The sequence below is a fragment of the Microbacterium sp. MYb54 genome, from assembly GCF_002979515.1.
In the GTDB taxonomy this organism is placed as follows: domain Bacteria; phylum Actinomycetota; class Actinomycetes; order Actinomycetales; family Microbacteriaceae; genus Microbacterium.
In genome coordinates this window covers 1-20,013 of sequence record NZ_PCPA01000018.1, presented here as the reverse complement: position 1 = coordinate 20,013, position 20,013 = coordinate 1, and the positions used below count along the sequence as shown (strand labels likewise).

General features: G+C 66.2%; 18 protein-coding genes. 8 read left to right on the top strand and 10 right to left on the bottom strand.

Features of this window, described 5'->3' with window-relative positions:
- The first annotated feature begins 125 nt into the window (after positions 1-125).
- Complete coding sequence (locus CQ040_RS21190; protein ID WP_181156982.1) at positions 126-2,681, top strand: LuxR C-terminal-related transcriptional regulator; 2,556 nt, start codon at positions 126-128, stop codon at positions 2,679-2,681.
- 30 nt (positions 2,682-2,711) lie between these two features.
- On the opposite strand, the gene CQ040_RS16085 is transcribed toward CQ040_RS21190, so the two are convergent.
- From CQ040_RS16085 to CQ040_RS20775, 6 genes are all read right to left on the bottom strand, one after another.
- On the bottom strand, positions 2,712-5,054 hold the full coding sequence (locus tag CQ040_RS16085) for an arylsulfatase (protein WP_105527864.1): 2,343 nt from the start codon (positions 5,052-5,054) through the stop codon (positions 2,712-2,714).
- 125 nt (positions 5,055-5,179) lie between these two features.
- Positions 5,180-5,896 (bottom strand): GAP family protein, encoded by a 717-nt coding sequence (locus CQ040_RS16080; protein ID WP_105527863.1) that lies wholly within the window; start codon positions 5,894-5,896, stop codon positions 5,180-5,182.
- 45 nt (positions 5,897-5,941) lie between these two features.
- Positions 5,942-6,613 (bottom strand): GAP family protein, encoded by a 672-nt coding sequence (locus CQ040_RS16075; protein ID WP_105527862.1) that lies wholly within the window; start codon positions 6,611-6,613, stop codon positions 5,942-5,944.
- Positions 6,613-8,265 (bottom strand): SulP family inorganic anion transporter, encoded by a 1,653-nt coding sequence (locus CQ040_RS16070; RefSeq protein ID WP_258131519.1) that lies wholly within the window; start codon positions 8,263-8,265, stop codon positions 6,613-6,615. The genes CQ040_RS16075 and CQ040_RS16070 overlap by 1 nt, the downstream gene beginning before the upstream one ends.
- A 157-nt stretch (positions 8,266-8,422) precedes the next feature.
- The gene (locus CQ040_RS16065; protein ID WP_258131518.1) at positions 8,423-9,562 is read right to left on the bottom strand and encodes an AI-2E family transporter; all 1,140 of its coding nucleotides are present in this window, start codon (positions 9,560-9,562) and stop codon (positions 8,423-8,425) included.
- A gap of 22 nt (positions 9,563-9,584) precedes the next feature.
- Positions 9,585-10,451, bottom strand: coding sequence for a mechanosensitive ion channel family protein (locus CQ040_RS20775; RefSeq protein WP_181156983.1), 867 nt, complete (start codon positions 10,449-10,451; stop codon positions 9,585-9,587).
- Between the two features lie 148 nt (positions 10,452-10,599).
- On the opposite strand from CQ040_RS20775, the gene CQ040_RS16055 reads away from it, so the two are divergent.
- Together CQ040_RS16055 and CQ040_RS16050 are read left to right on the top strand one after the other, a co-directional pair.
- A complete protein-coding gene (locus CQ040_RS16055; RefSeq protein ID WP_105527860.1) occupies positions 10,600-11,667 on the top strand; it encodes a DUF998 domain-containing protein in 1,068 nt (355 codons plus the stop codon).
- A gap of 147 nt (positions 11,668-11,814) precedes the next feature.
- Positions 11,815-14,271, top strand: coding sequence for a LuxR C-terminal-related transcriptional regulator (locus tag CQ040_RS16050; protein ID WP_105527859.1), 2,457 nt, complete (start codon positions 11,815-11,817; stop codon positions 14,269-14,271).
- A gap of 26 nt (positions 14,272-14,297) precedes the next feature.
- Here the strand turns inward: CQ040_RS16050 and CQ040_RS16045 are convergent, their stop codons facing one another.
- Positions 14,298-14,744, bottom strand: coding sequence for a DUF6325 family protein (locus CQ040_RS16045; protein WP_105527858.1), 447 nt, complete (start codon positions 14,742-14,744; stop codon positions 14,298-14,300).
- Positions 14,745-14,748: 4 nt separating this feature from the next.
- Positions 14,749-15,135 (bottom strand): SHOCT domain-containing protein, encoded by a 387-nt coding sequence (locus CQ040_RS16040; RefSeq protein WP_105527857.1) that lies wholly within the window; start codon positions 15,133-15,135, stop codon positions 14,749-14,751.
- 165 nt (positions 15,136-15,300) lie between these two features.
- On the opposite strand from CQ040_RS16040, the gene CQ040_RS16035 reads away from it, so the two are divergent.
- From CQ040_RS16035 to CQ040_RS16020, 5 genes are all read left to right on the top strand, one after another.
- Positions 15,301-16,443, top strand: a complete 1,143-nt coding sequence (locus CQ040_RS16035) for an AI-2E family transporter (protein ID WP_181156985.1) — start codon at positions 15,301-15,303, stop codon at positions 16,441-16,443.
- A gap of 86 nt (positions 16,444-16,529) precedes the next feature.
- Positions 16,530-16,964: a DUF6325 family protein gene (locus CQ040_RS16030; protein WP_105527855.1), complete on the top strand. Its 435-nt coding sequence runs from the start codon at positions 16,530-16,532 to the stop codon at positions 16,962-16,964.
- Position 16,965: 1 nt separating this feature from the next.
- Positions 16,966-17,208, top strand: coding sequence for a hypothetical protein (locus CQ040_RS16025; RefSeq protein ID WP_308736906.1), 243 nt, complete (start codon positions 16,966-16,968; stop codon positions 17,206-17,208).
- A complete protein-coding gene (locus tag CQ040_RS21285; RefSeq protein ID WP_308737030.1) occupies positions 17,141-17,308 on the top strand; it encodes an SHOCT domain-containing protein in 168 nt (55 codons plus the stop codon). Before CQ040_RS16025 ends, CQ040_RS21285 begins: the two co-directional genes overlap by 68 nt.
- Before the next feature lie 61 nt (positions 17,309-17,369).
- Positions 17,370-18,779 (top strand): hypothetical protein, encoded by a 1,410-nt coding sequence (locus tag CQ040_RS16020; RefSeq protein ID WP_258131517.1) that lies wholly within the window; start codon positions 17,370-17,372, stop codon positions 18,777-18,779.
- Between the two features lie 66 nt (positions 18,780-18,845).
- Here CQ040_RS16020 and CQ040_RS16015 read toward each other — a convergent pair whose 3' ends face one another.
- Together CQ040_RS16015 and CQ040_RS20890 are read right to left on the bottom strand one after the other, a co-directional pair.
- Positions 18,846-19,793: an HAD family phosphatase gene (locus CQ040_RS16015; RefSeq protein WP_105527854.1), complete on the bottom strand. Its 948-nt coding sequence runs from the start codon at positions 19,791-19,793 to the stop codon at positions 18,846-18,848.
- The coding region (locus CQ040_RS20890; protein ID WP_219844766.1) for a hypothetical protein at positions 19,790-20,013 on the bottom strand (224 nt) is incomplete at its 5' end. The genes CQ040_RS20890 and CQ040_RS16015, both read right to left, overlap by 4 nt.

Sequence of the window (20,013 nt, the reverse complement as noted above, 5' to 3'; positions counted from 1 at the left end):
TCGCTTGAGCCTGCGTTCTCCAGGGTGGGATACTTCGTATGGGAGAGGGGCGAGTATCGCCTAACATGTTACGGGGGGTTCCGATGACATCAGTATTACCAGACCCGGATTCGGCGGGGGCTCTCATGCCCTCAGCGGTCGCGGGCGACGTCGAACGGCCTCGACTGCTTGCCCGGCTCACGGCCGCTATGGATGAGCCTTGGACGTTGACGGTGGTGTCGGCGCCGGCCGGTGCGGGAAAGACGCGACTGCTCACCCAGTGGGCGCACGTGCTCGACGCCGATGAGGACGTGGACACGGCGGTGGTCTGGCTCACGCTGCAACGCGGAGACACAGATCTGGAGTCATTGCGACTCGCACTGGAACGTGTCGATGACGAGCGGCTGCGCGAGAGCCTGGCGAGAATCGCCCGTACGTGGTCGACCGATACGGCCCGCGCGCTGGCGCGGTCCTTGCGAGCTGCCGAGCCACGCATCGTCATCATCCTCGACGACGTCCACCTCGTCGAGACCGATCGGCTCGGCGACATGCTGTCCGCTTTCGTGAACGCTGTACCGGGGAACGCGCATGTCGTGCTCTCCGGACGCGGAACGCGCCGGATCCCGCTCGCCCGACGACGCATCGCCGGGATCGCGCTGGAACTCGATGCCAAAGACCTCGCCTTCACCCCGGCAGAGGTGAGGTCGTTCTTCCTCGGGAGAGGAATGAGCCTCTCGCAGGGCGAGATCACATCGGTGCTCCTGCGAACCGAGGGCTGGGCGGCAGGGCTCCGGCTTCTGGAGCTGGCCGCGCTTCATGACTCCTTCGCGACCGTGCTCCCGTTGCGCGGTGACTCTCAGACGGTGACCGACTACTTCGTGGAGGAGGTCTTCGCAGACCTCGACCATGAACTCAGCGAGTTCCTCGTGTTGACCTCCGTCCCCGAATCGTTCACCCCTGAACTGGCTTCTCGGCTGACCGGCGGTGCTCCCGCAGCGGCCCTGATCGAGCAACTCATCCGCCTCAACGTGCTCATCAGCCGGAATCGCGACGAGCCGACGGGGTATCACTACCACCCGCTGCTGAGGGAGTTTCTGTACTCCCGGCTGAAGGAACGCGGGCACGGCGTGGTGGATGCGCTCGAGAAGGCGGCAGCAGAGTGGTTCGCTGCCGAGCAGGACTACCGGCTGGCACTGTCTCATGCGACGCGCAGTCGCGACGCATCCTCGATGTCCCTGATCCTGCGTCAGTGCGGGATGCAGCTCGTTCTCATGGGGTATGCCTGCGAAGTGATCGCCGCCACCGCTGAGCTTCCGCGTTCCATGCTCGCCGAACCCTCGGTGCAGCTGCTGATCGCCTCCGCACGACTTGCGCGAGGCGATGCGTCCGCGGCGGCAGCCGTGCTCGACTCGCCGACGAGCGGGGACGAGTCAGCAGTCGTTCGGCAGTGGCGGAAGGGCCTGGACCTGCACATCGCGGTCCGGCGCGGGGGAATCCCCGACACCCTCGACCGTCTGGAGCTCGTACTGGACGAGGTCACCGGTGAATCGCAGCTGGACACCTACGTGTTCCTCCAGGCTGCCATGGCCGAGCTGTACGTGGGGCACCTGGATCGCGCCGGCCGGTTCGCCGGGTTCGCGTCCGACCACGCGCTCGCCGCCGGCACCGTGGCAGCCGAACTGCAGGCCGCGGCCATCCTCAACACCGCCGAGCTGTTCCGCGGACGGATGAGCGAGGTACTCCGTTCGGGCGCACGCCTCGACCAGCGCTGGGCCGATCTCGGCAATCCTGACGACTCCTTCTACCAGGTCACGAGGGTGTGGCGTTACTGGGTTCCGCTCGAGCGGATGGTCGTCGGCGACGTCGATGAGACGTTGCAGGTGGCGACCGGCATCATCGAGTCGGGGGCAGAGCCCGCGATCGCGCGGGGCTTGCGAGGGATGATCGCGCTCCTGAACGCCGACTCCGCGATCGACACTCATGCGGCGGCGATCACTCTGCTGGAGAACCTTTCGCCTCGCGAAGAGATGCCGCTGCCGGTTCATTGGTACGCGATGATGAGCGCTTCCGCGGTACGAGTGTTCGACCGTCTCGGCGAGCACTCTCTGAGAGACCGCTTCATCGTCGAGATCGAGCGCGCCATCGGTTCCACCGGCGACGTCGCGGTGCTCCGTGCGATCGCGGCTCTCGACGACCAGGACTTCGCCCGCGCCAGGCGCGCCATCGCGCCCGTGCTGGAGGGGAGCGCGCAGTGCCTGCTGCCCGTGTCGATGGTCGATGCGTGGTTGGTGTCGGCCTGTCTCGATGTCCAAGCCGGACACCCCGACCAGGCGCAGGTGTCACTCGCGTTCGCGCTGGCCCTGGCGGAGCCGGAGGAGCATGTCAGGCGCTTCGCAGACGCAGGACCGGTCGTCTGGCGTCTGCTCGCCGCACGCGCCACCCCCGGGGCCCGCGGACGTTTCGCCGACTGCGTCCGTGAGCGTCTCGCAGCGGCGGGGGTGCTCATCAACGAAGAACTCACGCGACGCGAACGCATCGTGCTCGCGGCGTTGAGTCAGAACGCCACGCTTCGCGAGATCGCTCAGCAGGAGTTCATCTCTCCGAACACCGTGAAGACCCATGTGCGCAACATCTATCGGAAGCTCGGGGTCTCCGACCGTGAAGGGGTGACAGCGGCTGCGCACGCACTCGGTATCGAGTGAGCGTGCGCAGCCGCCGCGGCCAGACGATCCTCAGTCCCGCGCCAGGGCTGCAGCCAGGTGCGATTCCAGATCGAGGTAAGCGTCGTCTGCGATGTCGAAGACGACCTTGGTGATCTCACCACCGGTGAAGTCGAAGCCGTACCCGTAGAGCGACGACACGGGATCAGCGCTGTCCCGGCCGATGGTCAGCCCCTCGCCGCAGAGTGAGAAGTGCCCGAGGACGGTGCGGATCTGCTTCTCTCCGACGACCTGATCATCGATGTACAGCTTCACCGGGCCGACGCCCTCGCGGTGCTCACCCATGCCTTCCTTCGTGAACTCGACGCCGATGATGTGCTTTCCGGACGTCGGTACGGGCGCTGATACGCGGTCTTCCGGTGGAATCCCCAAGAAGTTGTACACGTAGTGCACCTGCCCGTCCTTCACGACCAGCGCGTGCCCTCCGAACCGGGAGCCGTGGGCGAAGATCACGCCCTCGGTCTCGGGAGTGAACTCGACCTCTGCCGCGATCTTGTACGAGACGCCGTGGGTGTTGGCTGCCGAGCGCTCAGGCACCTCGCTCGTGCCCGGGTAGTACACGAACTGTCCGGAGGGTGGTGCGGGCTGATGGAACTCCATCGCGACGAAGGTCTCGAAATCCTTCGGGTTGCCGATGATCTGCAGATCGTTCAGAGGCAGGACGTTGTTCGTCCTCGCTTCCTCCATCCAGAGGGCCTTGAGCTCCTCGAGCTTGTCGGGGTGCTCTCCCGCCAGGTTCTTCGCCTCGGCCCGATCGATATCCGTGTGGTAGAGCTCCCATTCGTCCTTGTCGAAGTTGCTCACCCCGCTCATCGGACCGTGCACCGTGACGGCCTTCCACCCCTCGTGCCAGATTCCGCGCTGACCGAGCATCTCGTAGTACTGCGTCTTCTTCTGCGTCGGACCCTCCGGCTCGGCGTCGAAAGAGTACGCCATGGAGACTCCGGACAGGGGCGTCTGCTCGACACCGTTGTAGACGTCGGGGAACTCCACGCCGCATGCCTCGAGGATGGTCGGCACGATGTCGGTCGAGTGGTGGTACTGATGACGTACTTCGCCGCGGGCCTTGATGCCCGCGGGCCAGTGGATCACCAGCGGATCGCAGACGCCACCCTGGTAGGTGTAGCGCTTGAACATCTTGTACGGAGTCGAGAACGCCGCCGCCCACCCGGTCGGGTAGTGGTTGTAGGTGTCTGGTGATCCGAGCTTGTCGACGAGTCGAAGGTTCTCCGCCTCGTCATCGGGGTATCCGCCGAAGATCTTGCCCTCGTTCACGGATCCGTTCGGGCTGCCCTCGCCGGATGCGCCGTTGTCGGCGCAGTACAGGATGAGCGTGTTGTCGAGCTGCCCCGATTCCTCCAGGTAGTCGACGATGCGGCCGACCTGGGAGTCGGTGTACTCGCTGAAGCCGGCATACACCTCCGCCATCCGGGAGAACATCGCCTTCTCCTCGGCGTTCAGCGTGTCCCAGGGACGAACCTCGTCGGTCGGATTGAACGTCCCGTCGGTCATCGGGTTCAGTTCGGTCAGGTCGGTGTCGGCCGGGAGGATGCCCTTTTCGACCATGCGCGCGAGCACCCACTCGCGGTAAGCCTCGTAGCCGTCGTCGAACTGACCCTTGTACTTGTCGATGTACTCCTGCGGGGCATGGTGGGGTGCGTGGTTGGCGCCGGGGCAGAACCACAGGTACCAGGGCTTGCCCGGCTCCGTCTGCTTGACGTCGCGGATCATGGTGAGCGCCTGATCGGCGAGATCCTTCGAGAGGTGATAGCCCTGCTCAGGCAGGTACGGCTGATCGATGTAGTGGTTGTCCTCGGCGAGCGAGGGGTACCAGTTGTTGGTCTCACCGCCGATGAATCCGTAGAACCGGTCGTAGCCCTGAGCCAGCGGCCAGTGCTTCTTCGACGCTCCTGCGGTCCACTCATCGATCGGGACGTTGTGGTTCTTCCCGACCCAGAACGTCGACCACCCGGCATCGCGGAGCACGTGCGCCATCGTGGCGTTGGAGTCAGGGATGTGCGAGTTGTAGCCCGGGAAACCGGTCGACGACTCCGAGATCGTCGCGAACCCGTTCAGATGATGGTTGCGCCCGGTCAGGAAGGTAGAGCGGGTCGGGGAGCACAGGGCGGTCGTATGCCACTGCGAGTATGTCAGGCCGTTCTGGGCGAGCCGATCCATCGTCGGCATGTTGATGCGCCCGCCGTAGGGCGACCACGCGGCCATACCCGTGTCGTCGTAGAGCACGACGAGCACGTTCGGTGCGCCCGTCGGCGGCGTCGTCGGGCGGAATGCATCCCAGTCCGCGACGGAGTCGCGCACATCGAGTTCGATCTTGCCCTGGAATTCCCGAGCCATCTTCGGTCTCCTTCATCTCGTTGAACTATGCGGTGTCCCGTCGGCAGATGCACTACCGCGGGGGTCGTCTGGTAACCGAAGCTCATCACCGCTCGTCCGGTGATCTCTCGGTGGTCCGATGCGGATCAGATCAAGGCGGCGATTCCCTTCTCGAGCTGGAGGGCGCCGATCACGAGGAGCAGCGCTGCGTTCAGGACATGGGTATTCCCGGCGATCCAGGTCCGCACCCGGTCGAGGAGCGGCTGAGCCTCGGCGCCGCGCACCACCACATACAGCACAGGCAGCGCGATGGGAAGAGTGCCGATGACGACGAAGACGACCGCGACCCACAGGCCGGTGGTCTGGCCGACGCCCGAAAGGGAGATGTCGAGTGCGGCGAGGATTGCGCACGAGGCATCGACCGGATTCAACACGAAGAGCCCGAGCCCGAGAAGCAGGGTGCGCCCCGGCCGGAAGGATTCCACGGAGTGCAGCCAACCCGGTAACTGCGGTGAAGCGGCCACTACGTCGCGTGGTGACGATGCCGCCGCCATCCGTGCGATGTGCACGCGTCCCTTGCGGTACACCCAGACGGCGGACCCGATCAGGAACACACCGAGGATCACACGGACGATCGGAACCCACAGCGGCGGCTCGCCGAGCTGGTGCACCGCGAGCAACGGAAACAGCCAGAGACACAGGGCCATGAGCCCGCCCAAGCCGACGAACCATCCCACGAGGTAGGTGATGCCGTTCATGCGCGCATTGCGCGAGAGGAGCACGGCGACGAGCGCCATGATCGCGAGCGGACTCAGGACGACGCCGAGAGCCACCGGGACCAGAGCGAGTATCAATTCACCCATGTCCACGTCCCTCCTGTGTGCCGGTCGCCCCGGCTGGTGGTGTTTCTAGAAGCTGCCGATGCCCTTGCCGATCATCGAAACACCGATCACCAGTAGCAGGACGGCCATGATGACGGCGTTCTCCGCGGCCAGCCAGCCGCGCAGGGCATCCAGCGGTGCGCGAAGTCGATCGGCCGCGATGAGGTAGCCGACAACCGGAATCAGCACGGTCGATGAAGCGATGAGGGTGTAGATGACGACCACGACGACGGTCGACCCGGCAGAAAGTGCCGCACCGCCGATGTCGGTGCCCGCTCCCGCCGCCATGATCAGGTTCTTCGGGTTGAGCGCGGACAGGAGGAACCCGAGTCCGAACGCCATCGGGAACGTGACCGTGTCTATGGCCTTCATCCACTTCGGAAGCTCGGCGTCTTCGCCCGCCTTGGGGCGCTTGCGCCACTGCCCGAACGCGAGGAGGAAGAGCAGCAATCCGAGGACGAGTTGCACCACGCCGCGGATGGGGCGGGAAGCGTCTGGGTCGTCTTCCGGGAGCACCGACGACACGAGCGTGAAGACGGTGACGGCGGCGACGATCCCGATGACCCAGCCGAGGAGGAAGCCGACGCTCGTCACGCGTGCTTTCGGCGAGAGCAGCATCAGGATCGCTGCGATGATGGGAATGGGACTGATCGCGACGCCGAGCGCGAGGGGGAGCATCTCCCCGATTGCGGTGCCCATCATCGTCCTCTCTCCGGTGCCGACTCCGACGAGGAGGCGGCCAGTTGCGTGATCGCTTCGCGGTTGGTCGCGTAGACGTCTTCCGATTCGAGCAGCCCGAGATCGGTGAGGCGATGCAGCGTGTTCGGCCGCACCCTGCTGAACGCGAGGGAGACCGACTGACGCGCGAGCCATTCTTTGAGTGCGACGAACGACTCAGCACCCGTGACGTCGACGTCGGTGACGGCCTCCATGTCGACGACGAGGTGGCGGACCTTCCCCTCTCCAGCGGAGCGGATGGCCTCTTTCACCGCCGATGAGAAGACAGCACCGTTGGCGAAGAACAGCGGCGCAGCCAGCCGGATCACGATCACGCCGGGAGCGGTCACCGTTCCCGCCGGGGCATCCTCGAGCAGCGATTCGCCGGGATCACCGCTGGATTCGAGCACGTCGATGGCCGGGTTCGACGCGCGCTTGGCGATGTTGATGAGCGCGAGGACGAATGCCACGAGGATGCCGGGTATCGAGCCGATCAGGAGGGTGACGAGGAAGCAGGTGGCGCCGATGAGGAACTCGAACCTGTCTTTGCGCCACAGATCGATGAAGTCGCGGATACCGAGCAGGGGGATGATCGCCACTCCGACGATCGCACCGATCGCCGGAGACGGGATGTCGGCGAGGAGTGCCGTGCCGAACATGAGCAGCAGCAGGGTGCCTGCCGCGAGGATCAGCGCCGGGAACTGCGTGCGCGAACCCGCCTGGTCCATTGCCGCAGTACGGGAGGTCGACGAGCCGACGGCGAAGCTGCCCTGTGCACCGGCGATGATGTTCGACGCGCCGAACGCGAGGAGATCCCGGTTCGCGTGGAACGGGTATCCGTGCTTCTCGGAGTACGACCGCGACACGAGGAGCCCCTCCGCCGTCGTGACGAGCGTCAAGGCGATCGCGGAGGGGATCAGCATGAGCCAGAGGGACCAGTCGATCATCGGCCATGTGAGCACAGGCGGCCCTGCAGGAACCTCTCCGAGAACGTCGACTCCGCGCTGGTCGAGCCCGGTCAGGACCACGACGAGGGTCGTCGCCACGAGGACGATCAGCGCCCAAGGCACGGCACGGAGCAACCTGCGTCCCAGCAGCAGCACGGCGACCGAGCAGACCGAGATCAGAACAGCCCAGCCGTTGAGGGTCGTGAACCCGCCGACGAGGTCGCCGACCTTACCGATGAAGTCCTTTCCGGAGTCGATCTTGACGCCGAGCATCTTCGCCACCTGGCTGACCATGATGTCGAGCGCGAGCCCGCCGACGAACCCGACGAGGATCGGCTTGGAGAGGAAGTTGGCGAGGAAGCCGAGCTTGAAGACCGCCAGCAGCAGGAACATGACACCGCAGATGATCGCCTGGGCAAGCGCGAGGGTGGCGTAGTCGGCGCTGCCGGCGGCGGCGAGGCCCCCGATCGAGGAGGCGACGAGTGCGGCGGCCGCGGCATCGGGTGAGGCGACCAGCTGTCGGGAAGAGACGATGAGGGCATAGACGATCGTGGGGACGATCAGTGCGTAGAGACCGGCAGTGGGCGGGAGGCCGGCGATCTGCGCGTAGCCGATGTTCAGCGGGATCGCGATGGCGAGCAGGGTGACCCCCGCGGTGAGTTCCGTGACGAAATTCCGCTTGGTCAATCCCGCGAGTGGACGTTGCACATCGCCTCCATCCGCCAGCGCTCCGGTCGAGCGCTCCCGCCTCCACGATCCCACCGGGAGGGTTCCACGGACCACGTATCGGCCGCAACCTCACCCCTGGTGATTTACCCGGATCATGCGGCTCGCAGCGCGACAGTCAGCCGCGGCGGAGGGTGCGGCGTCGGCGACGTCGAGGGGTCTCGGCAGGCTCAGGCTCAGGTGCCGGAGGCACGGCCGTGCGGTCGCCGGAGAGCCATCGCAGCCAGGTGGCATCGGGATCGCCCTCGAAGACGAGCGTCCGGACGAGCAGCGTGAGCGGGATGGAGAGGATCGCACCGAGCGGGCCGATGATGAAGGTCCAGAAGATCACCGAGAAGAAGCTGAGCGTGAGACTGAGATCGACGGCATCGCTGACGAACTTCGGCTGGACGAGCACCTGAAGGACCACGTTCACGACGCAGTACACGGCGATGACACCGAGTAGCAGGGGCCAGCCGCCGACGACGAAGGCCAGGATCGCCGGCGGGACGAGGCCCAGGACGAAGCCGATGTTCGGGATGAAGTTCGTGACGAAGGCGAGGATCGCCCACACGACCGGGGCCGGGACTCCCATCCACCAAAGAGCCAGACCGTCGATGATCGCGACGACCGCACCGAAGCTCGCGTTGACGATGTAGTAGCGGCGGACGCCGGTGTTCAGGCGTGAGACCCGTGCGATGACGGCGCCCTTGGTCGCCCCGAAGACTGATGGAGCCTGCCGGTATCGGGCAGCGTCGACGGCCATGAAGATGATGTACGCGCACACGAAGAACAGCGCCGTCGCGACACTCACCACTGTGCCGCCGATGCTGCGGGCGAGCCCGAGCAGCGTCGTGGGATCAAGGACCGAGGCCGCGGCATCCGAGGCTTCCTGGTCCAGGCCCAGGGTCTGCAGCCAGCCGACGAAGTCGTCGACGGTTTTTGCAAGGCCGCCTTCCGAGACGAGATCGCCGATCAGTCGGGCGAACTGCGTGCCGGCGAGCCAGAGCAGCGCCCCCATGATCAAGAGGATCAGGTAGGCGACCACGATGACCGCTGTGGTGCTCGCCCACTGGGGCCAGCCGCGTCGATCGAGTGGACGGCGGAGGGGCTCGCAGATGACCACGATCACGATCGCGAGTGCGATGGGTCCGAAGAGATCCCGCGCGAAGTAGACGCCGGCCAGGGTCACCGCGCTCGCCGCGAGCATGAGCATCACCCGCAGACTGGGGGAGAGCATCCGGTCGGGGGAGCGCTCCGGCGCAGGCGAGGTGGTCACGCGGACAGCGTAGTCGACGAGCTCAGAAGGGCTCAGGAATCACGAGCGGCGGCGATCCCTGCTGCGGCGCGACGACAGCCTTCACCCCGGCGGATTCGAGCGCCTCCGCGACGCCGCGAACCGTGGCCGACACGACCGCGGACCCGTGAAGCGGGTGATGCCAGATCTGGAGCGTGAGCATCCATCTCGTCGGCGAGATCGAGGCGAACGACACCCCTGGATGCTCGCGCGCATGAACCCCTTCGACCGCACCGGCCGCGCGAGAGACGATTGCGACCACATCGTCGACATCGAGACCGTCCGACCGCGCGACTCGGATATCCACGGCGCTGCGCCTCGCGCCATGACGGGAATCGTTCACCAGAACCCCGGTGAGCAGTGCTGCGTTGGGCACATGCACAGTTCGGCCGTCCACGGTCGACAGGATCACTGCGCGTCCGTTGAGCTCCTGGACGACGCCGCGGACCAGTCCGTCCGGCCCCTCGGTCTCGATCTCCTCGCCGATCTTCACGGACTGGCGGGATTGGATCAGCACCCCGGCCGCGAAGTTGTCAGCGACGCCGCGGAGGACGAGGATCAGGACGACCACGGCGATGGCCGTCATCGCGAGGAGCGGCTGCACATTGGCGCCGAGGAAAGCCAGTCCGACACCGATGCCGACCAGGAGCAGGGCGTACTGGGTGAACCGGGCCGCCAGCTGCGCAACGGAGTCGGATATCCCCGGTGTCCGTTTCGTCAGCTTGAGCACGCCCTTGCGGGCGAAGCGGGAGAGCAGCCAGCCGATGAGGATGGACAGCACCGCCAGCACGATCTGCCACGGTGAGAGCCCATCGGGGAACAGGGCATCCAGGGTCACGATCGTCGACCGCTCGGTCGTAGGCTCCTCCACATCATCGCTCCAGGATGCTCGGTGCGCGCTCCCTGCGGGTGCACACCTCATCCCGGCCGGGTGAGCGCGGTGAGGCGTGAACTCGGGCATCGCCCGATGAGGATGACCGCCGCTGGCTAAGAAGGAGGCAGAGCCCGAAACTGACAGCATGTCGTCGACGTCACCCTCACCGGACCTTCTCACGGCGGCCCGCTCGCATGGGGCGACACGGGAGCGCGCGCGGGAGGCCATCGGGCTCCAGATCTCGATCTTCGCCTTCGTCCTGGCAGGGCTCGTGGCCCTCGTGGTGTTCCGTCTGCATTCGGCACCCATCTCCGGCCCTGATTCGCTCGGACAGTTCGCGGCTATCGCTTCGGCCGTCACGGCGATCGTCGTGTTCGTGCTGGGGCGCGTCATCGCCGCCGACCCGGCCAGGCACAAGCGGCTCGGCGTGCTCGACATCATCGACATCGCAGCCTTCGCCTTCGCGCACGCCATGATCGCTCTGCTCGGGTGGACGCTCGCTGCGACGATCATCGAGGCCGGCCTCATCGGCGCGGTCGTGTTCCCTCTGCCGGTCCTGATGCTCGCCGGTGCCGCAGCCGGACTCACGGCGTATGTGACCTACTATTCCGCGACGCACCTGGACCTGCAGCTGCTGGCCACAGTGCTCGCAGTGTTCCTGGTCCTGGGAATCCTGGCGAGCATGCTGACGGCCAGCGATCCGCAATGGTGGAAGGAGAATCTCAGCGCGCTCGGCATGACCGACGACATCTCGGCACGCGCGTTCAACCTGACGTTGATCGTCGCCGGAATCCTCGTGACGACACTCGCCCGCTACGCGACGAAGGCGATTCCGACGACGCATCCGCGCGGGGTGAGTTCGGTTCGCACCTGTCTCATCATCGTCGGCATCTTCCTCGGGATGGTCGGTGTGTTCCCCGTCGACGAGCACTTCGCGCTCCATACCGGCGTTGCGTCGGGAATGGTGGTCGCCTATGCGGTGCTCGTCATCGCGGTGCGCTGGTGGGTGCCGGGCGTCTCGCGCACGTTCCTGCTGCTGGGGTATGTGTTCACCCTGCTGATCGTCGTGCTGTCGGTGTTCTTCGCCGTCGGCTACTACACGCTCACGGCGGTCGAGTTGGTGGCCGGGACCGTCGTGTTCACCTGGATCATCCTCTTCATCCGCACGGCTGACGCGCTCAAACGTGATGCCGGGGCGGGCGCGGTCGAGTAAATATCACCCGGGGGATGCCCTTGAAGGTGTATCCCGCACGCCACTAGCTTTGGTGCCATGTCGCACCCAGTACGCTCGACGAGACCGGGACCCACGGTGCGATTCCGGCCGCCGGCACCCCAGCCCGGTGCTATCCGTCGTGATCGGGTGACCGCGGCCTTAGCCGAGGCCGCTGCGCACGATCCGCTGACGGTGATCAGCGCCCCGAGCGGATTCGGGAAGACGACTTCGGTGGCCGATTGGGCTTCCGGACTCGAGCAAGTGGGGTGGCTGGGACTCAACACGTTCGACTCCGACCCCTCGCGGTTGACCCAGGGCGTCGTGAACGCGCTGCTCACCGGTGCCGAGCGCTCCGGGAGCGTTCTCGACCTTGACCGTGATCTCGACGACCCGTACCGGGCTTATCAGGAGATCTGCCGGGCGCTGGAAGACTCCGACGAGCGCGTGCACCTGATCATCGACGATGCGCAGCGAGCCGGGGAGGACTGGCGCAAGGGGCTCCTGGGGATGCTGGCGGAGCAGGCACCGGAGTGTCTCCGGGTCGTGCTGGTCGGGACGACGCTGCTCGAGGTGACACTCTCGCGACATCGCATCATGCATCCGGATTCTTTCGTCGGCGCCGACACGCTCAGCTTCACAGAAGAGGAGGTGCAGCAGCTGCTCGACGGGGAGCCAGTCGATCTTGCCCCGGAGACCATCCTCGAGGAGACCCGGGGATGGCCGATCGCCGTCAGGCTGATGATGATCGGCGGAGCCAAACCCGATTCGCGTGCGCAGAGTGCCGCAAGCTTCCTCGGCAACTACGTACGGGAGCACGTACTCGGAACGCTTCCTCCCGACGTCGCCGACTTCGTTCTCGAGGGGAGCGTCTGCGGTGAGCTGACCCCTGAGCTCGCGGCCGCGGTGACCGGGCGCCCCGATGCCGCCGTGCTGCTGGAGACGTGTGTGCGGCTCGGGCTGTTCCTCGACCGGTTCGAAAACCCGCACGGAGTCGTGTACCGATGGCACACCTCGTTCGCGAGACGATGCGCCGAGATCCTGGGTATGGACGTGGAGCGCGCTGCTGAGTGCCACCGTCGTGCGGCGGCTGCCCTGGAGGCGACGGACCCGACAGCGTCGATCACTCACTCGCTCCGTGCGGGGGAACTCGTCACGGCCCGGGAGACGCTCCTTCACCACTGGCTCGGACTCGTGGTCGGGGCCAGGGCGGATGAGATCGAGCGCACGGCGATGGAGATGCTGCGCCGCGCCCCCGATGACGCGCAGGTGCTGCTGGTACGCGCGTGCGCGAGCGACGTGCTCGGTGATCATCGCGTGGCCCGCGAGCTGTTCCGACGCGCCGAGGCGATGGTCGCTCGGACAGCCGACGGTGAGGAACCAGCGGTGCTGCAGATCGCCCGGCTGTTCATCGCCGACGAGCGCGCAGAGGTCGCGAGTGCGAGTGCGAAGGTGCAGCAGATGCTGCTCGACGCGGACTCGACGGAACTCGGCGACAGGGCGGCGCTCAACTATCTGCTCGGGTGGACCGAGATCCGACACCGTGGCAACCCGATGATCCCGCTGGAGTACTTCTCGGCCGCGGCCAGGGAGGCGCAGCACTCGGGAGATCGTGAGCTGGCGAAGCGGTCGCTGGGGCATCTCGCCTTCGGGCAGACCTGGGCCGGTCGCTTCGTCGAGGCTCGGCGCTCGCTCCTCGCCACCAAGGGGGCGGACGCCGTCGGCCTTCCCTGGAGCACGTACGCCGGAGGGAGCGCGGCCGCCGCGGCGGGCTACGTCGCCTATTGGTCGGGTGAGTTCGAGGATGCGATCCGAGAGTTCGGCACCGTGATCGCGAACGGCAGTTCCGACCGCTCTTTCACGAGCGTGGCGCGCATGATGATCGCCTACGCCGCGGCGGAGACGGGTGATGTCGCCGCCTGCCGCCGTGCGGCGATCGGCATCCAGGACATCCCGTTGGAAGTCGTCCACGGCGTATCGTGGCCCGCATTCCGGGAATCATCGGTCGCCCTGCTCGAAGAAGCCGTCGGCCGGCAGGATCGGGCGATGCGGATCGCGCGGAAGTACATCCACTGCCCGGACCTGCCTGTCGTCAATGTCGCGCTCGCCGGCGTGCTGCGCCGCGCCGGCGAGTACTCCGCAGCCCTGGAGATGCTGCGATCCCTGCGTGCATTCGGGGAGGTGTCCTACGTGAAATCCGCGACGCTGATCACCGCAGCCGTGCTGCGCCGTCATGCCGGACACCACGACGAAGCGCACGAACTGTGCGAGGCGGCCGTCGCTGTCTCCTCGGGGGAGAACATCCGCCTTCCCTTCGGGCCGCGTGAGACGGCGGTGCGCAAGCTGCTGGGCGAACATGTGCATTTCGGCACCCAGTTCGAGGACTTCATCGGCAGGTGTCTCGCGAGCGACGTGGTCGGGTCGGTGGTCGACGCTCTCTCCGACCGGGAGCGCGATGTCTTCCAGCAGCTCCAGACCGCACGCACTCTGCACGAGATCGCTCATGAACTGGACGTGTCGATCAACACCGTGAAGACACACCAACGTGCGATCTACCGCAAGCTCGGGGTGTCGTCACGGCGCGAGGCTGTGCGCACCACGGTCTGATCGGCGATCCGTAGACCGCACCGGTCTCACCGTTGCCGCAGCGCCGAGGAGAGGATCGTGTTCGCGATCGTGGCCGGAATCGGCTGCGTCGCCAGGATATGGTCCTCACGGCGATCGATGTCGCGGGCGAACCGCTCCACCCAGGTGGGCTCCACCAGGATGAGCGCCGCCAGTGAGCCGATCGGGACGCTCGCCACGAAGTGCCGGGCATCGTCTTCGCACACGAGCCCTGGCGTGTCGAGGGCGAGACCCGCGAGCGTGAACTCATCTCGGTCGACCTCGATCAGGCGGTAGTCCTCAACACTGAGACGCTGGATCATCAAGAAGTCGAGGAGGCGGATGGCGCCGCTTTCCACCTGCTGCAGCAGGGCCTCGAGGAGGTTCGGGCTGAGGCGGTCGTGCTCGAGACGCACGACGACGAATTCGACGTCGCCGAGCGCCTGCAGGCTCGTCACATCGACCACCTCAGCCACGATGTCAGCTCAGCGCACGCGTCTTGATGGCCGCGAACTCGTCGGGGGTGATGGTTCCCGCGGCCAGCAGCTTGGATGCCTTGTCGATCTCGTCACTGGGACTGGATCCGGCGACGCTGCGGATGTAGGAGTCGGCGGCGTGCTGCTGCTCGCGGTACGACGACACGCTGCGCTCGCCCATGCCTCTGCCGCGCGCGATCAGATACACGAGCGCCGTGAGGAACGGGACGAAGATCAGGAAGATGATCCACACGGCCTTCCACCAGCCGTTCAGGGTGTGATCCCGGAACAGGTCGGCGACGATGTTGAAGAGCACCATCAAGTACGACACGAACACGAAGACCCAGAAGAACCACCAGATGATGTCCCAGAAGCTTTCCCAAATGGACACTTCGGACCCCTTTCGTTGAGTTACTGCGTACGGTGATAGTGACAGCGCGCCTCGGGACGCGGGGGAGCCGCTCACCCCGAGCGGGCGACCCCACCCGAGAGGCGGTCACCAGGAACGGGTGAGTAGCCGCCCACCGGATCCATGTCACGACGTAACGTGCAGCCTGTGGATCAGGAGCAGTCCGCGTCGAACGCGGAGCGAGTGAGCAGGCGGGGACCGTCGCGCCTCCTGCGCGTGCTGCCCGCGAATCCACTGCTATCCGGCTTCTCGGTCGCGGTCGGCGTTCTGCTGGCGATCGCCCTTGCTGCCACGATCGCCGGCATCTCCACGGTGCTCATCTCGATCTTCCTCGGCATGTTCCTCGCGCTCGGCCTCGACCCCGCCGTTCGCGCCTTCGAGCGACGGGGGATGAGCCGGGCGATGGGCGTGACGATCGTGGCGGTCATCTTCCTCGGCGCTGTGGCGGTGATCCTCCTCGTCCTCGTGCCGGCGACGGTCCGACAGATCGCAGCCGCGGTCGAGGGCGCACCCGAGACCATCGCCGCCATGCAGCAGAGCGACTGGTATCGCGCACTGGAGGCGAGCCTCGGCGTCGACCTGTCGGACGTCGTCTCGGAGAGCATCCGCTCGCTGACGACGCTCTCTTCCTTCCTCGCGATCTCTGGCGGGGTCCTGAAAGCCGGCTTCGGCATCGTCGGAGCCATCTCGAGCTTCGTCTTGGTCGTCGTCCTGACGCTGTACTTCGTGTCGTCGCTGCCGAGCATCAAAGTGGCGTTCGCAAATCTCGTCCCTCAGTACCGGCGGGCGCGGTTCACCGGGGTGCTCGAGGAGATCACGCAGTCGGTCGGCGGTGTCGTAGCCGGCGGAGTGACGCTCTCGCTGATCAATGCGGGGGTCGTCCTCGTGATCCAGCTCGCCGTCGGCTCGTCCGTCCCCGCTGTCATGGCGATCGTCGCGTTCTTCATCACGCTGGTGCCGATGATCGGCTCGCTCGTGTTCCTGGTGATCGGGGCAGTCGCGACGCTTTTCGTGAGTCCGACCGCCGCACTCGTCTTCGTGATCGCCTATCTCGTGTACATCCAGGTCGAGGCGTACGTGGTCACGCCGCGAGTCATGGGCAAGGCTGCTGCGGTGCCGGGGGTGCTCGTCATCATCGGGGCGATGATCGGCGCCACGCTGCTCGGGTTGCTTGGCGCGCTGGTCGCGATCCCGTTGACAGCCTCTCTTCTGATCGTCGTCCGCAAAGTCTGGATCCCGCGTCAGAACCGCCAGACCGCGCCGCCGGATGATGATGCACTCATCCGCTAGGGGTGAGGATGCCGGTCGCCTCGGCGACGGCGATGTAAGTATGGGTCGCAGTCGCGGTCCGTGTGCCCCGTGAGAAAGGACAATCCATGAATGACTTCCGTTTCGGCCCCGCCGAGTTCTACCTCGTCGGGTTCGAAGGAGCGCGTCCCGACCCGGCGACCTTTCGCGCACTGACGGACCTCGTCGACACCGGCGTCGTGCGACTGCTCGACTTCGTCGTGCTCGCGAAGTCGGCGACCGGAGAGGTCGACATCGTCGAACTCGACGATGAGGACGGGATACTCGAGCTCGATGACTTCGAGCCCATCGCGGCGGGTCTCGCCGGCGAGGAAGACGTCGAGGCGCTGGCCGCCTCGCTCGCTCCCGGGCAGTCCGCCGCTCTGGTCGTGCTCGAACTCGCCTTCGCCCGCACACTCGCACAGAATCTCGCCGCTGCCGGCGGACAGGTGCTCCGCAGCGAGCGCGTGCCGGCACCCGTCGTGAACGCCATGATGGACATCCTCGACCAGGAAGGTGAATGACATGCCCTTGAGAAGATTCGGTCGTCCCGGACTGATCGGCCTCGCCGCAAGGACCGCCGTCGTCGCCGGCACCGCAAGCGCCGTCGGGGGTGCGATGTCGCGGCATCAGCAGCAGCGTGCCCAGGGGCAGTACGAGCAGGATCAGTACGAGGCCGCGCAGCAGCAGGCGCAGGTCGATGCTGCCGCGCAGAACGCGGCAGCACAGTATTCGTCGCCGCCCCCCCGCTGCACCGGCCGCCACTGACGACCTGATCGCGAAGCTGCAGCAGCTCGCGTCGCTCAAAGACTCCGGGGTGCTCTCCGAGACGGAATTCGCCGCGGCGAAGCAGAAGCTCCTGAGCTGACGAGACGGATCGTCCGTGGTGCGGACGATGGCTGAACCCTGTGCCTCGAGGAGGAGAACGAATGAGTGAACTGGAAGACCTACGTGCCCGCGTCCTCCTCCTCGAGCAGGAGAACGGGAAGCTCAAGAAGCCCCGCCGACCGGTGGGCAGAAGCATCGTCGCTGGGATCGTGCTGACCCTGGCTGTGCTGATGGCTCCGATCGCGGCGATGGGGACCTGGGCTCGTCTGCAGCTGGTCGATGCCGACCGATTCGTCGCTACATTCGCACCTCTCGCCGAGGATCCCGATGTGCAGGACTTCGTCGCGGATCAGGTCAGCACGGCGATCCACGAGCAGGTGGATTTCAACGCGATCGTCGGCGAGGTGTTCGACGGAATCCGCGAACTCGATCTTCCGCCCCGTGCCTCGTCCGCCCTCTCGCTGCTGGAGGCTCCGGCGGCCAGCGGACTCACCTCACTCGTCGACGGCGTGATCCACGACGTCGTGGCATCGGACCAGTTCGCCGACATCTGGGCGCAGTCGCTGCGCTTCACCCATGAACGCGCGGTCGCGATCCTGCAGAACAGCCCCGACGCCGCCTTGCAACTCGCGGACGACGGAGTGCTCTCCATCGACCTCGGGCAGGTCGTCGACCGCGTCAAAGAGGTGCTGACCGAGCGGGGCGTCGGATTCGCCGATCTGATTCCGGAGATCGACAGATCCGTCCCGATCGCACAGGCGGACGCTCTCGTCCTGGTGCGCACGATCTACCAGATCGCGGTCGCGGCAGGGTTCTGGCTGCCCTGGGTCGTGCTCGGTCTCGTCGTCGCCGGCATCCTGATCGCACGGAATCGCACGCGCGCCCTCTTCTGGACCAGCGCCGCGTTCGCCGTCACCTTCCTGCTCCTCTCGGCGGGGATGGGGATCGGAAGGACGTTCTTCATCGGAGCGGTGAGCCCGTCGATCATGCCGGCTGCGGCGGCCCAGTCGCTGTTCGACGAGGTGACCTCGCTGCTGAGCTCGACCATCGTCGCGCTCGCTCTGGTGGGTGTGCTCATCGCGGTCTGGGCCTGGATCGCAGGATCGAGCCGCGGCGCCGTGGCCATCCGCGGAGTCCTGGAGAGCGGGTTCGCCGCGATCCGGAGCACCTGGGAGCGAAGAGGGCTGTCCACCGGACGGTTCGGCCTGGCGGTCGAGCGTTTCCACGGACCGATCCTCATCGTGGGGATGGCACTCGCACTGCTCATCCTCATCACGTCGCGACCAGTCTCGTTCGGCACGGTGTTCGGCGTGACGATCGGCCTCATCGTCTTCGCCATAGTGATCGAGCTGTTGCGGCGTCCGCAGCCGATCGCTGTCGCCGACGTGGCCGAGACCGACGAACCGGAAACGGTGACGGACGACCCCGATGAGCCGGAGTCGGCAGACGATGAGGCTGCAGATGATGAGGCAACGGGCCCGGACACCCGCATCTCCTCGACGACTACTTGATCGGTCGACCGGATCACACAGGAATGCCCGGAGAGCAGCGCTCCCCGGGCATCCTTGTGTGACGGCTCAGGTACTCGCTGAAGCGGATTCGGGGAACACGCTCGCCCAGTCGTCCTTGACGCTCACCACCGTGTATCCCTTGTCCTCGGCATCGGCGAGAGCCTTCTCCGCACCCGCGTCGTAGGGGATGTCGCCGCGCGACGGGTCGTCGTGGTGGACCAGGATCGCGAAGCCGGGCCGTGGACCGCGGCGTGCGAAATCCATCATGGCCATGTCGCCGTTGGAGTTACCGCCGACGAACAGGGGGCGCCGGCCGATGCGGGTCCAGATGCGGATGGGCTTCTCCGGGCCGTCGTCGAAGAAGGCGAGCGACGATGAGTACCGCACGGTCGCGTCGGCCTCGTTCCAGGCGAGCCCGAAGGCGGATCCCACGACGCGCTCCGGCGGGATGCCGTAGTTGGCCTGCGTCATGGGGCGCATGAAGTCACGCTCGCCTCCCGAGACGATATAGCAGGTGAAACCGTGGTGCTCCAGGTAGCGGAGCAACTCGACCATGGGCTGGTACACGGTCTCGGAGTAGGGGCGCTTCAAGCTCGGATGCTGCGCTGTGCGGTAGAACTCCTCGACGGAGCGCGCATAGTCCTCCACGCTCATCCCGTCGGTCAGCCCGACGAGCGACTGGATGATGATCTTCAGGTCGGAGTCGTCGCCACGGTAGTGCTTGTCGATCGCGGTGCCCAACCATCCGAAGTCGCCGCTCACAGCGGCGAGGTAAGGCTGGCGTTCGGCGAGTTCGGGTGTGCGCTCTGCTGCTGCCCGCCACTGCTCCACGACGTAGTGCAGCTGTGTCACCATCGGCTTCTCGGACCACAGGGTGCCGTCGTTGTCGAACACCGCGACGCGCTCCTCGACAGGGACGGCGTCGGGCCCCTCGGTGACGGAGGCTACGAACGCCTCGATGTCTCTCCGGGTGCGGGTGTCACGCCAGGAAGGCAGTGAGGGGTGTGCGGTCATGTCTGATCCTCGGTCTCGTCGAGTGCCGGCAGAAGCTCCAGGGTGGCATTCTCCCGGCGTTGTCGACATGTCTCGGTCACCCCGCGTGGGTGAGGACCTGGTGGGTCGAGGACCCCGTCCTCCGCGAAGAACGACCAGCCGCCGGTGCGCCCGCACTGTGCGAGGAGCGCGCGCTCGGGCAGTTCCGCGGTTATGGAGGTTCCTGCGTCGGGTAGGGGTG

Coding starts and splice junctions, on each gene's coding strand:
- CQ040_RS16080 (WP_105527863.1), bottom strand. CDS start 5,896: ATGGGTGAATTGATACTCGCTCTGGTCCCGGTGGCTCTCGGCGTCGTC.
- CQ040_RS16055 (WP_105527860.1), top strand. CDS start 10,600: ATGTCGTCGACGTCACCCTCACCGGACCTTCTCACGGCGGCCCGCTCG.
- CQ040_RS16020 (WP_258131517.1), top strand. CDS start 17,370: ATGAGTGAACTGGAAGACCTACGTGCCCGCGTCCTCCTCCTCGAGCAG.
- CQ040_RS16075 (WP_105527862.1), bottom strand. CDS start 6,613: ATGGGCACCGCAATCGGGGAGATGCTCCCCCTCGCGCTCGGCGTCGCG.
- CQ040_RS21190 (WP_181156982.1), top strand. CDS start 126: ATGCCCTCAGCGGTCGCGGGCGACGTCGAACGGCCTCGACTGCTTGCC.
- CQ040_RS21285 (WP_308737030.1), top strand. CDS start 17,141: ATGCTGCCGCGCAGAACGCGGCAGCACAGTATTCGTCGCCGCCCCCCC.
- CQ040_RS16015 (WP_105527854.1), bottom strand. CDS start 19,793: ATGACCGCACACCCCTCACTGCCTTCCTGGCGTGACACCCGCACCCGG.
- CQ040_RS16085 (WP_105527864.1), bottom strand. CDS start 5,054: ATGGCTCGGGAATTCCAGGGCAAGATCGAACTCGATGTGCGCGACTCC.
- CQ040_RS16030 (WP_105527855.1), top strand. CDS start 16,530: ATGAATGACTTCCGTTTCGGCCCCGCCGAGTTCTACCTCGTCGGGTTC.
- CQ040_RS16025 (WP_308736906.1), top strand. CDS start 16,966: ATGCCCTTGAGAAGATTCGGTCGTCCCGGACTGATCGGCCTCGCCGCA.